The following is an 11,881-nucleotide window of genomic DNA, read 5'->3' on the forward strand; positions in this document are numbered from 1 at the left end:
GCTCCATCATGCAGTTTGACGACGTCATCCTCGGCCGCCGCAGCATCCGCGGCTACAAGCCCGATCCGGTTCCCCGCAAGCTGATCGAGGAGGTCCTCGCTTTGGCCATGCGCGCGCCGTCGTCGATGAACACCCAGCCGTGGAACTTCTACGTCCTCACCGGCGAGCCGCTGGACAGGATCCGGGCCGGCAACACCGAGCGCAACCTGGCGGGCGTCCCGCATTCGCGCGAATTCCGCACCGGCGAGGCCTTCGCCGGCCTGCACCGCGACCGCCAGGTCGGAGTCGCCAAGCAGCTGTTCGCCGCCATGGGCATCGCCCGCGAGGACAAGGAGGGCCGCCAGGACTGGGTGCTGCGCGGCTTTCGCCAGTTCGACGCGCCGGTCTGCGTGATCATCACCTATGACCGCGTCCTGGCCACCAGCGACGACACCCCGTTCGACTGCGGCGCGGTGACCACCGCCCTGGTCAACGCCGCCTGGTCGCGCGGCCTCGGCGCGGTGATCAACAGCCAGGGCATCATGCAGTCGCCCGTGGTCCGCGAGCACGCCGGCATCGCCGACGACCAGGTGATCATGAAGGCGGTCGCCCTGGGCTGGCCCGACGACGACTTCCCGGCCAACGCCGTGGTCTCCGAGCGCAAGTCTGTGGCCGAGGCCAGCGTCTTCGTCGGCTTCGACGACTAAGCCGTCCCGCCGGACGTCTCGAACACCGCCAGCTGGTCGGCGAAGGCCCGCTGGTGGGCCGGCCGCGCCTCGCCGCGCGCCACATAGGCGGCCAGGTTCGGATAGTCGGCCAACAGCTCGGCCCCCGCCGGCCGGCGCAGCACGCTGACCATCATCAGGTCGCCGGCGCTGAACGCCCCGTCCAGCCATTCGGCCTCGCCCAGCCGACGCGACAGCGCGTCCAACCGCTGGCGCACGCGAGCCTCCAGCATCGGCGCCCGCGCGTCGAACCACGGCTTGTCGCGCTCCACCAGCCGGGTCTGCTCGCGCTCGACGATCGGCGGCTCGACCGTGTTCAGCGCCGCGAACATCCAGCCGATCGCTCGGGCCCGCGCGTCCGGATCGGCCGGCAGCAGGCCCTCGTGGCGCTCGGCCAGGTGCAGGATGATCGCCCCGGACTCGAACAGCGCCAGCTCGCCGTCCTCGAAGGTCGGGATCTGCCCGAACGGATGCAGCGCCAGGTGCGCCGGCTGCTTCATCGCCGCGAACGACACCAGCCGCACGTCATAGGGCTGGCCGACCTCCTCCAGCGCCCAGCGCACGCGCATGTCGCGCGCCAGGCCGCGCCCGCGATCCGGCGAGGCTTCGAATGCGGTGATGATCGGGGCCATGCGGGTCTCCTTCATTTCCCCAAGGACGAACCGGCGCTCTGCGTTCCGACAGGCCGCGCGCTTTGCCGCAGGGCGCGGCCGCCGCGAACCCCGCTAGAGCTTGGCCGGGGGACATCTGATGACTGGAGTTCGTGCGTGGTCACGATGTCCCTTCGCGCGCGCCTTGTCGCGCTGCTCGCCGTGCTTTGCCTGCCCGTCTCCGCCCAGGCCCGCGGCCTCGAGGCCGAGGTGCTGGCCGAACTCAACTACGCCCGCGCCAATCCCGCCCGCTACGCCGACGAGCTGGCCCGCGGCGGCTGGGCGTTGCGCGACGAGGACCCGTACGTGGTCGACGAGGCCATCGGCTTCCTGCTGTCCCAGCGGCCGCTGCCGCCGCTGGCCGCCCATCCGGGTCTGGCCGCCGCCGCCGGCGCCCACGTCCGCGCTCAGGCCCGCCGCGGGGCCGAGGGCCATGGCGCTGGGGCCGGCGGGCTCGCCGCCCGCCTCAAGAACCAGGGCGTCTGGGCCGGGATGAGCGCCGAGACCATCTCCTACGGCTACGCCAGCGCCCGCGAGGTGGTGGTCCAGCTGATCGTCGACAGCCGCGTGCCCGGCCGCGGCCACCGCAAGACCATCTTCGGCGCCGGCTACAGCCTGGCTGGGGTCGCCTGCGGCTCGCACTCGGCCTACGGCGCCATGTGCGTGATCGACTTCGCCGGGGCGCTGGCTCCGCGCTAGGCGCCTGCCGCGTCCAACTCTGATGCATTGACGATGGTCTAGGCGCGCGGGCCCGGCGGGCCCTAGACTGCGGCCATGTCCCGCGTACCCGCTTTCCTCTGCGCCGGCCTGGTCGGCGCCCTGGCGCTCGGCGCCTACGGCCTCCAGCAGATTCCCCGCGCTTCCGAGAGCGCCCGCCTGACCTCCTGGCCGCAGACCGCGAGCATGCCGGGCTTCGGCGACAGCGGCGAGCTCGGCCCCTCCGAGATCGCCGACCTCACCGAGTACGTCCTGGCCCTGGCCGGCGCGCCGCGCGATCAGGCGGCGATCGTCCGCGCCGTGCCGCTCTACCAGGCGCACTGCGCCTCCTGCCACGGTCTCGGCGGCGAGGGCGCCGAGATCCTCGGCACCCCGGACCTGACCCGCGGCCAGTTCCGCTACGCGACCGACGCCGAGGGCGTCACCCTGCAGATCTGGCACGGCACGGACGGCCGCGGCCCGATGCGCGAGGCCGCGCGGACTTCCCGCCCCAAAGGCTGATCTGCTATGGCGCAGACGTGACCGGAGAGCCCCGATGAGCGACCTTCCTCGACGCAGCCTGATCGCCGCCGGCGGCCTGGTCCTCGCCGCGCCGCGCGCCGCGCTGGCCGCCGCAGGCAAGCCGCGGGTGGTCATCAAGACCCCGCGCGGGTCCATCATCGTCGAGCTGGAGCCGCGCAAGGCGCCGCTGACCACCGCCAACTTCCTGCGCTACGTCGACGCCAAGTCCTATGACGGCGGGAGCTTCTTCCGCGCCGCACGCACGCCGGGCGTTCCCAAGGACGGCACCATCGTCGGCGCCCCGGACGCCAAGGTCCGGCCGTTCCCGCCGATCGCCCACGAGAGCACGACCAGGACCGGCCTCAAGCACCTCAACGGCACGATCTCGCTCGGCCGCTTCGCCACCGGCACGGCGACCAGCAACTTCTTCATCTGCGTCGGCGACCAGCCCTATCTCGACGCCAATCCCAAGGCCTCCGGCGACAACCTCGGCTACGCCGCCTTCGGCCAGGTGGTCCAGGGCATGCCGATCGTCGAGAAGATCCTCTCGCTGCCCACCAACGGCGAGACCAAGTTCAAGGACCAGCGCGGCCAGTGGCTGAAGCCGCCGGTGCCGATCCTGACCATGCGCCGGGCCTAGAAGCCGAACTCGGCGCTGTAGTCGGCGCCCTCGCGCACCGTAATCCCCGTCGTCGCGCCGTTGCGGTCGAACACGTACTTGGCGCGCAGTTCGCGCCCGGGCAGCGCCACCGGCTGCGGCGCCCCGAACAGCTCCGGACGGCCAGTCTGCGGCTTCAGGCTCTGGCTGCTCTCGGCGCTGATCCCCATGCTGTCGCGGTGCACGACGCTGACGTCCTGCGTCTGCAACAGCCGCCGCGGCCCGTCGTTGCGCAGGGTCAGGTAGACATGCACGAGCCGGTCGTCGGCCGGCCGCTCGACGCGGTCGATCCGCACCGACCAGGCGCCTAGCCGCTTGAAGGTTCCGGTCGGGTCCGGGCGCGGCGGTTGCGGCGCAGGCGGCTTCGGCGGCGGCGCTTCGGGTTGCTGCGGCGGCGCGGGCTCCTGCGGCGCGGGGGTCCCTGGTCCCTGCGGCTCCTGCGGCGCCGGGGTTTCGGGCTCCCTGGCCGGCTCCTGCGCCAGCGGCTCCTCGCCCAGCTGGCGCATGAACAGCCGCCGCCAGGCCGCCCCGCCGCTCTGCGCAAGGGTGGGCTGCGGCGAGGCCCCCGGCTGCTTGGAGGGCAGCGCCTGCCACTGGTTGCCGGCGTCCATCGAGCGCACCCAGCCCAGCATCAGGTTGTCCGAGCCCAGCGCCACCAGGGCGCCGCGCCCGGTCAGCGCCTGCTCCAGCTCGCGCCTGCCCTTGTCGCTGAGCAGCAGCAGCTTGGTCATCTGCAGGGTGTTGAAGGCCGGTGCGAAGCGCTCCGTCTCCCAGCGCAACGCCGCGTTCGCATAGCCGGCGTCGTCGATCTTCAGTTGCTCGCGGTTGAAGTCGCTCAGGTTCACCGTGTGCGCCTGCGCCCCGCCGTGGCCGCCGCCGCCCTGCCCCATCACATCGTCGAAGTGGGCGTGCGGGCGGCTCAGATAGTCCTTCCACTTGTCCAGGGTCTGGCCGGTCGCGCCCTCGACCGTGGCGTTGAGCGGCGCCCGCAGGATTTCCTCCAGCACGCCGACGAACACCTCGGGCATCAGCTTCGAGATCGTCTCGATCACCGCGGCGCTGACCTGCACCACCCCGTCCGGCGCGCCGGCCATCGACAGCATGTGGTCGCGCACATAGAGCCCCATCGCGGTCTCGGCCCGGTCGAGGTCGGCCCCAGCGTCGGAGAACACCAGCGCCTTGGCGACCTCGTGGCTGGTCGCGGGCCAGGCCTGCAGTCCGCGGTCGATGTCCTCGACCCAGGCCCGGTCATAGGCCGCGCCCGGTCCGCTCGTCGCCTCGAACGCCGCCCGCTCCAGGCCCGACAGCGTCGCGCGCTTGGCCTCATAGGCGTCGACCCGCGCCTGCACCCGCGTGCGCAGCCGCGAGAAGATCCAGGGGATGGAGCGTCCGGTGGCCTCGCCCCGATAGAGCCGGGTCGCCAGCTCGCTGCCCGGCCGCGCGTCGATCATCTCACGCCAGATGAACGCCTCGACCCCGGCGATCGAGGTGTCCTCGCTGGTCACCGGCAGGTAGACGGACTCATAGCGGATGCCGCACGGCGTCCCGTCGTCGGGCAGGTCGTCCTGCTTGCGCCGGTCGCACGGCCGGCCGCTGGCGATCCGCGTCGAGAAGGCGTTGACCGTGCGCGGCGTCCGCTCGCCGATATAGCCCTCCAGCGTCAGGTGCTTCACCGCGTTCATCGCCGGGTCGAGGGTGAACTCGCCGCCGGCATAGTGATTGACGTAGGTGTGGGCGAACACGTCGCCGGCCGCGTGGGTCAGGTAGCCGAGCGCGAAGGCGTTGACCTTGGCGTCGCCGCTCTCGACGAAGCCCTTGCGGTGGATCCAGCTCAGCCAGGCGTCGCTGCCGCTCGCCCCGCCGCCGCCGGCCGCCGACTCGTCGGGATGGATGATCTGCTGGCCGGTCAGGATGTCGGGATAGGCGTCGGGGCCCAGCACCCCGGCCCGGAACTGCTTGGCCCCGCCCTTCAGCGCCGCCAGCGCCTTGGGCTCGACCTCGAAGGCGCCGAGAGTCCCGACCAGTTCGCCGGTCTGCGGGTCGATCTCGCCCAAGGTCACCTTGCCGTCGGCGAGGGCGTCGCGCATCGCCTCCTCGGCCAGGTAGACGTGGGTCTTGGGCTTCCAGGCCAGGGCCGGCCCGGCCAGGCACAGGCTCAGCGCCGCGCCCGCCGCCAGAACATGTCCCCCGCGCATCAGAACGTGAAGGTGGCCAGGTGCTCGCGGCTCTCCTCGACCATGATCGCCACGACCCTGGCGTCCTTGTTGCGGTCGAAGACGTACTTGGCGGCGATCTCGCCGCCCGGCGGCGTCATCGGCGGCGGCGAGTCGAACAGCTTCGGATAGCCGGCGATCGGCTGCAGGCCCTGGCCGCTCTCGACCGTGACGCCCAGGCTGTCCTCCATCAGCAGCGCCACCCGCTCGGTCTGCACCAGCGGCTTGTCGCTGATGTTGCGCAAGGTGACGTAGACGTGGACCAGCCGGTCCTGCGACGGGGTCTCGACCTTGTCGATGCGGGCGGCCCAGACGCCCAGCGGCTTGAAGCCGTCGTCGGCGGCGGCCGGCTGGGCGAGGCAGACGAAGAGCGCGGCGAGCGCGGCGGCGGCGAGTTTCATCGGGCGGTCCTGGGGCTGAGGTCGCCGCGACCCTGCCGCCCGCCGTTCAGCTTTGCAGCGCCGCTGCGCCGGGCGGCGGGCCCGGCGCGCTCAAGCGACGAAGCGCGCCCTGCGCCTTACGAAAACGCCCCCTGCTCCAGCAGGTCGGCGGCGTGGTTCGCGGTCCTGGCCGACAGCGCCATGTAGGTCAGCGACGGGTTCATCGAGGCGCTGGAGGCCATCACCGCTCCGTCCGAGCAGAACAGGTTCGCCACCTCGTGCGCCTGGCCCCAGCCGTTGAACACCGAGGTCGCCGGGTCGCGGCCCATCCGCGCCGTGCCCATCTCGTGGATGCGGTCGCCCGGCGGCGTCAGGCTGGCGCCGGCCTCTTCCCAGGGGGTGATGTCGGTGCAGCCGGCGGCGGCCAGCATGGCGGCGGCGTCGCGCGCGGCCTCGCGCATCATCGCCTGCTCGTTGGCCCCGTGCGCGGCCTCGATGCGCGGCAGCGGGATCCCCCAGCTGTCGACCCGCGAGGCCGACAGCGTCACCCGGTTCTCTGGATCGGGCAGCACCTCGCCGAACGGCCCCAGCGACAGCACCCAGGCGCGGCCCTCGCCGTCGCTGCGGCGGACCTTGCGCGCCCCGCCCTGCATGCCGAAGCCGCGCAGATAGGGCTTGTCGGTCTCGGTGATCCCCGCATAGCGCGGGATGTAGATGCCGGTCGGCCGGTCGGCCTGCCAGGGCTGGTCCTCGAAGCCGGCCGGATAGGTCCCGACGATCTGGCCGCAGCCGACATGGTCCATCAGGTTGCGCCCGACCTGGTCGCTGCCGTTGGCCAGCCCGCGCGGGAACGCCTCCGAGCGCGAGTTCAGCATCAACGCCGCCGAGTTGATCGCCGAGGCGTTGAGGAACACCATCTTGGCGTCATAGGTCGTCGCGACCTTGCTCAGCCGGTCGATCGTCCGCACGCCGGTCACCCGCTTCGTCGCCGGGTCGTAGACCACGCTCTCGACGATCGCGTCGGTGATCACGGTCAGGTTGCCGGTCGCCCGCGCCGCCGGCAGCGTCGCGGCCTGGGTCGAGAACGCCGCCCCCAGCGGACAGCCGTGATGGCAGCGCACATAGCCCTCGCAGCGCTTGCGCCCCAGGTCCATCTGCGGCTTGGCCACCCGGCTGAGGTTCGCGCAGCGCCCCATCAGGAAGCGCCTCGTCGGGAACGCCGCCTCGATGCGGCCCTGGGCGTCCTCCTCGACGCAATTGAACGGGAACGGCGGCAGGAAGTCGCCGTCCGGCAGTTGCGGGACCTCATCGTAATTGCCGCTGACCCCGACGAACGCCTCGACGTGGTCGTACCACGGCTCCAGGTCCTCGTAGCGGATCGGCCAGTCGGCGCCGTGCCCGTCCTTGAGGTTGGATTCAAAGTCGTCCGGCGCCCAGCGATAGGACTGCCGCGCCCAGGTCAGCGAGCGCCCGCCCAGGTGATAGCCGCGGATCCAGCGGTACGGCTTTCCCTCGGCCTGCTCGTACGGATAGTCGTGGTCGCTGGCCCAGAACTTCTTGTTCGAGTTGAACATCGCGTAGCTGACGCCGACATAATACGGGTAGTGCAGCGCCTTCTCGTCGTCGGGGATCTGGTCGTCGCGCCAGCGCAGCCGTCCAGCCTCCTCGTGGCTGTAGTCGTCCCCATGCTCGATGTTCGGCCCGCGCTCGAGCATCAGCACCTTCAGGCCGCGCTCGCACAGCTCCTTGGCGACCCAGCCGCCGCTGATGCCCGAACCCACTACGATCGCGTCGAACTGCATGGTCAAACCTTACGCCTTACCGCCCGGCGCGTCGAACACCGCCAGCGCCTGCTTGAGCGCGGCGATCGGCTCGCCCCGCGGAATGAATTCGTGGCCGACCCACTGGTCGTAGCCGAGATGGTCCAGCAGCCCGGCGATGCCGCGCCAGTTGATCTCCTGGCGGTCATCCAGGTCGCGCCGCCCCGGCGCCCCGGCCGTATGGACATGACCGATCAGCTCGAAATTGGCCTTGATGGTGCGGCTGAGGTCGCCCTCCATCAACTGCATATGATAGCCGTCATAGAGCAGCTTCAGCGTCGGCGAGCCGACCCCGCGCACCACCTGCGCGCCAAACTCCGTGCGGTCGCACTGCTGCCCCGGATGGTCGACCTTGCTGTTCAGCAACTCCATCAGCAGCCGCACCCCGGCCCCTTGCGCATGCTCCACGACCGGCCCCAGCCCCTCGACGCAGGCGGCCACCGCCCGCGCGTCGTCGCCGTCGCCGAACCGGTTCCCCGCGAACACGATCACCGCCTCGGCCCCGCCCGCCGCGGCCGCGTCGATCGTGCGCCGCACATGGTCCCGCAAGCCCGCATGCCGGGCTGGATCGTTGAAGCCTTCCTCCAGCTTGTGGCCGGTGACGGTGACGATCGACAGCCCGAGCTCGCGGGCCAGCGGCCACAGCTGCGGCGGCAGCATCTCCACGCCGCGCGCCCCGGCCTCGACCGCCGCGCGCAGGAACCCCGCCGGCTCGACCTCGCGGCCGGCCGTAAACGACCACCAGGCAAAGCTCTGCCGCACGCTCACCTCCCTGCAGCCGCCGTCCCACAGGCGCAGCCATCGCGCGCCAGTGTCCATACAATCGATTACACGGCAAGACCCAAGGACGCCGCAGCGCACGTTCCGGCCCAGCAGCGCAGACCAGTTCCCTCGCCCCCCTGGGGGAGAGGGCTAGGGTGAGGGGGCCAAACCCCTCCGCCCTGCAACCGCCAGCCCGCAAAGCGCCGCTCCGCGCCGCCTCTCCCCTCACCCAACCTCTCCCCTCGAGCGGGGAGAGGAGAAGACCGGGACCAACCCCACGCCGAGGACCAGGCGGAGAAGATGACGGCGCAACTCCCCGGACACATTCCCTCGCCCCCTTGGGGGAGAGGGTTAGGGTGAGGGGACCAACCCCTCCGCCCACAACCGCCAACCCTGCAAGAGCGCCGCTCCGCGCCGCCCTCCCCTCACCCAACCTCTCCCCTCCAGCGGGGAGAGGAGGAATAGGGGCGGCCCCGCCGCAGAGTGAGAAAGCGTTCGACACAGCGTCCCCTCGCCCCCCTGGGGGAGAGGGTCAGGGTGAGGGGGGCCCCTCCGCCGCACAGCGCGCCAGCGCGCTCAAGACCCCGCCTCCCGCCAGCCTCCGCCCGGCTCTTGCACGAAGTTCACCAACTCGATCCCAAACGGCTGCGGCCCCTCGGCCTCGCCAGCCTCCCCCGCCGGCCCCAACATCCGCCGCAGCCCGTATTTCTTCGGCTCGATCAGCGCCACCCGCCAGCGCAGCACCTGCACCCGCAGCCGGTCGCCGCGCACCGAATCCTCGGTCGCCTCCAGCGCCACCTCGTAGGCCAGGTCGAAATGCAGATCGGCGGCGATCTCCTTGGCGCGCACGTACATCTCGCGGAACCAGTCGTCGCGCCGCGCCCAGCCATAGATCGAGCCGGCGCACGGCATGTCCGGATCGGCCGACAGCGCCAGCACGCTCTCGCCGCCGGCGATACGCAGGCAGATCTCCTCGGCCAGCTCCGGCGTCAGGATCGAGACGCTGCCCCCGCGCCGCCGCACGGGCGAGGCCTGGGCCATCATCCGCCGCCAGAGCTTGCCGCTGCCCGGCCGCAGGTCCGCCGCGCGGTCGGCCGCGATCTGCCGCCGCCGCCCCTCCAGCTTGGCGGCCTCGAACGCCGCCCCGAACTCAGGCTCGCGCAGCGCCCAGTCGCGAAACGTCCGCCGCGACGGCATCCCGGGCTCCCGAGCCAGCGCATGCTGGCTCTCGCCCGCCGCCACCCGCGCGCAGATCTCCCGTCCCAGCTCCGGCGTAAAGCGCACGCACGCCCGAACCCTGGCCCGCCCCGGGCCCGGCGACAACGAAGGCATCACGCCCCCACGACAGCAAATGAGAAGGCTTCAGTGTCTCACGGCGGCGGCGGGAGCGCAAGAACAAAATGGGAACTTCACTTCCACACATTCGTCTACGATGCGCCAAGTCCGGACTTCGGAACCAAGGCGTCTTCGCACGAACCCGCCCCGTTACGGCTCCCCCTGCGCCGCTGGTAGCTTATGGTGCAGCTTCGCATCGGAGAGTCGGGATGGATCATGAACGAAGTGGAAGTTCGTAGCGGCGTGGTCGCTGGCCTGGGTTTGGCCCTCAAGCGCGCCAAGGCTTGGAGCAACGGCCGAGTTTGGCCCGGCGACTCCGGGGCGGAAAATCTCATTCAAGTGTCGGTGGCGGAGAAGCTCTATGCCGCGGGCAAGATCTCGAGGCCGGTCATCGAGCTTGAGGCCACCCTTGCGCGACTTGGAATTGAGGGCGATCGGCGGCGCGTGGACATCGCGCTAATGAGGCATGGCGATAAGTAATACGCGAAGCCACACCCATTCTGCGTGGTTGAGATCAAGAAGGCACCGGCTGCCTTCCAGGCGGATCTCGAAAAGATTCGCGATCTGTTCGAAGAGTCCGAAACGCTACGCTACGGCTTCCTCGCGACATACTTCCAGCAACGGCTGGGCGATCGTGCCCGAACGAGGGACACAGTCATGCAGGACATCAGCGCTCGTGTTTCTGAGGCCGCGCTGGCCGTGGGCCTGAAGCCAACTACCGTTGAAACGCGGCCCCTCGGCAGAATCGTCGTCGACGACGCTGGCGATCGCCACTGCGCCGGCGCGATCGTCCACCGGCTAACTCGTCGAGATGAAGACGGATAGGCAAACGAACAGCACGATTTTGCGCGCGGCCGTTTAGCGCTAGGAGCGGACGTTGGGATCGCTACGGGAAGCAGACGTTCATTCGCCGCACCGTCGGCGAAGAAGCTCTCCCTCGAACGCCGGCGATCCTGTGTCGCGCCTTCAAGCGGGCTTGCGTGAGAGCCGGTATGTGTCGGCCGGCACCCGCTTGCCCGGCTCCCAGTCGTGGAAGATCAAATCACCGGATCCCCTCAGCTTCGCAGAGATCCTGTTGACGTCCGGAAGGGTCACAGCGTGCCTCGCCAGGACCTGCGGCCATAGGCCAGCATAGGTTATCTGGGCGGGTGCTTGAGGTGCCAGTGCGAGAATTGTCTGCTCGGCCCGTAACTTTTGCTCCTCCAAGTACGCCTCGATCTCCCGCGGCCCGAACTGGACATCGCGACCGAAGAGGGACGGTTGTCCGGTGGACCGTTCCTCGTGAGTGCGTTTTGTGGCCGTTCGCACCTCCGCCTGATGGCGCTCGGTCTTCAAGTGGCAAGCACGGAAGACCTCGATGCCCTTCTCGTGCCGGGTGCCGTAGAACAAGGAATAGAGCGTTCGGTCTTTCAGCGGCCGGAGGACCGGGATCTCGGCGACGTACTTGTAGCGGCCGATGGTTGCGAGGGTGTCGCGGAAGCCCTCGACCAGCACTGCGCGCCGTTCGTCCGGCTCCAAGTTTCCAGACAGCTTCGCACGCCAGTTGCCGTACGGCATCAATTCCCTCAGCCCGTCCTGGAGCGCAGGAAGGCTCATCGAGGCCGCGCGGTTGATGAAGTCGAACATAAAGTTGAACACGACCTCAGAGTTTGGTCGCCCGAGCAAGCCTCCGAGCTGCTGCATGTTGATGCGCCAGCCCTTGGGGTCGATGAGGACAAAGGCGAACGCCTGAGCGGGGATGTCGCGAACCAGGGTGTCTGCGACCGCCATAAAGTCGCGGTTGTAGGTACGTATCTCGATGTCCGGGAACTTCGCCCTGATCGTATCTAGGTTCGTGAAGGCGGCGGAGGACTTCTCGACCAGGAAGGCGGACATCTTCACGTCCCGGCCGCGTAGATCCTTCCAAGAGGCCTTCGCTTTCCGCAGGGCTGCAAGCGCTATCCCGAAGGAGGTGTCCTCGAAGTCCTCGCCCGTGCTCTGCCAAGGTCCTGAGAAGCCGTCGACGTAGGCGACCTCGTCGTATGCGCTGGCCGTCTTGAAGATTAGACTCTCAAGATAGGCCTCAAGGAAGTAGTGCTTAACGAGCGCCTGCTCGCGGCCCACATAGTTCAAAGGGTCAGCGACCACGCCTTAGCCTCTTT

At 70.0% G+C, this 11,881-nt stretch carries 13 protein-coding genes; 6 read left to right on the plus strand and 7 right to left on the minus strand.

What is annotated here, in order from left to right; genetic code table 11:
• The first annotated feature begins 8 nt into the window (after positions 1-8).
• Positions 9-686, plus strand: coding sequence for a nitroreductase (locus ACSQ2H_RS16185; protein ID WP_436062414.1), 678 nt, complete (start codon positions 9-11; stop codon positions 684-686).
• Here ACSQ2H_RS16185 and ACSQ2H_RS16190 read toward each other — a convergent pair.
• The gene (locus ACSQ2H_RS16190) at positions 683-1,336 is read right to left on the minus strand and encodes a glutathione S-transferase family protein (protein ID WP_436062415.1); all 654 of its coding nucleotides are present in this window, start codon (positions 1,334-1,336) and stop codon (positions 683-685) included. The two genes, ACSQ2H_RS16185 and ACSQ2H_RS16190, sit on opposite strands and share 4 nt — an antisense overlap.
• Before the next feature lie 144 nt (positions 1,337-1,480).
• Here ACSQ2H_RS16190 and ACSQ2H_RS16195 point away from each other — a divergent pair, with 144 nt between their 5' ends.
• From ACSQ2H_RS16195 to ACSQ2H_RS16205, 3 genes are all read left to right on the plus strand, one after another.
• Positions 1,481-2,053: a CAP domain-containing protein gene (locus tag ACSQ2H_RS16195; RefSeq protein WP_436063579.1), complete on the plus strand. Its 573-nt coding sequence runs from the start codon at positions 1,481-1,483 to the stop codon at positions 2,051-2,053.
• A 75-nt stretch (positions 2,054-2,128) separates the two neighbouring features.
• Positions 2,129-2,572 carry a c-type cytochrome gene (locus ACSQ2H_RS16200; protein WP_436062416.1) on the plus strand — a complete coding sequence of 148 codons (444 nt, stop codon included), beginning with the start codon at positions 2,129-2,131 and terminating at the stop codon, positions 2,570-2,572.
• A gap of 34 nt (positions 2,573-2,606) precedes the next feature.
• Positions 2,607-3,212 carry a peptidylprolyl isomerase gene (locus ACSQ2H_RS16205; RefSeq protein ID WP_436062417.1) on the plus strand — a complete coding sequence of 202 codons (606 nt, stop codon included), beginning with the start codon at positions 2,607-2,609 and terminating at the stop codon, positions 3,210-3,212.
• Here the strand turns inward: ACSQ2H_RS16205 and ACSQ2H_RS16210 are convergent.
• The 5 genes from ACSQ2H_RS16210 to ACSQ2H_RS16230 all read right to left on the minus strand — a co-directional run bounded on the left by ACSQ2H_RS16210 (position 3,209) and on the right by ACSQ2H_RS16230 (position 9,737).
• Entirely contained in the window at positions 3,209-5,425 is a 2,217-nt protein-coding gene (locus tag ACSQ2H_RS16210) for a zinc dependent phospholipase C family protein (protein WP_436062418.1), read from the minus strand. The two genes, ACSQ2H_RS16205 and ACSQ2H_RS16210, sit on opposite strands and share 4 nt — an antisense overlap.
• A complete protein-coding gene (locus ACSQ2H_RS16215; RefSeq protein WP_436062419.1) occupies positions 5,425-5,844 on the minus strand; it encodes a hypothetical protein in 420 nt (139 codons plus the stop codon). Before ACSQ2H_RS16215 ends, ACSQ2H_RS16210 begins: the two co-directional genes overlap by 1 nt.
• Before the next feature lie 116 nt (positions 5,845-5,960).
• Positions 5,961-7,625 carry a GMC oxidoreductase gene (locus ACSQ2H_RS16220; RefSeq protein WP_436062420.1) on the minus strand — a complete coding sequence of 555 codons (1,665 nt, stop codon included), beginning with the start codon at positions 7,623-7,625 and terminating at the stop codon, positions 5,961-5,963.
• Between the two features lie 9 nt (positions 7,626-7,634).
• On the minus strand, positions 7,635-8,405 hold the full coding sequence (locus ACSQ2H_RS16225; RefSeq protein WP_436062421.1) for a TIM barrel protein: 771 nt from the start codon (positions 8,403-8,405) through the stop codon (positions 7,635-7,637).
• Between the two features lie 576 nt (positions 8,406-8,981).
• The gene (locus tag ACSQ2H_RS16230; protein ID WP_436062422.1) at positions 8,982-9,737 is read right to left on the minus strand and encodes a hypothetical protein; all 756 of its coding nucleotides are present in this window, start codon (positions 9,735-9,737) and stop codon (positions 8,982-8,984) included.
• Between the two features lie 219 nt (positions 9,738-9,956).
• Between ACSQ2H_RS16230 and ACSQ2H_RS16235 the strand changes: the two genes are divergently transcribed.
• The gene (locus ACSQ2H_RS16235) at positions 9,957-10,220 is read left to right on the plus strand and encodes a hypothetical protein (RefSeq protein ID WP_436062423.1); all 264 of its coding nucleotides are present in this window, start codon (positions 9,957-9,959) and stop codon (positions 10,218-10,220) included.
• 24 nt (positions 10,221-10,244) lie between these two features.
• On the plus strand, positions 10,245-10,565 hold the full coding sequence (locus ACSQ2H_RS16240; RefSeq protein WP_436062424.1) for a hypothetical protein: 321 nt from the start codon (positions 10,245-10,247) through the stop codon (positions 10,563-10,565).
• A 141-nt stretch (positions 10,566-10,706) separates the two neighbouring features.
• On the opposite strand, the gene tcmP is transcribed toward ACSQ2H_RS16240, so the two are convergent.
• Positions 10,707-11,867 (minus strand): three-Cys-motif partner protein TcmP, encoded by a 1,161-nt coding sequence (gene tcmP / locus ACSQ2H_RS16245; RefSeq protein WP_436062425.1) that lies wholly within the window; start codon positions 11,865-11,867, stop codon positions 10,707-10,709.
• Between the last annotated feature and the right edge of the window lie 14 nt (positions 11,868-11,881).

Source organism: Phenylobacterium sp. LjRoot97 (assembly GCF_964254345.1).
Taxonomy (GTDB): Bacteria; Pseudomonadota; Alphaproteobacteria; order Caulobacterales; family Caulobacteraceae; genus Phenylobacterium.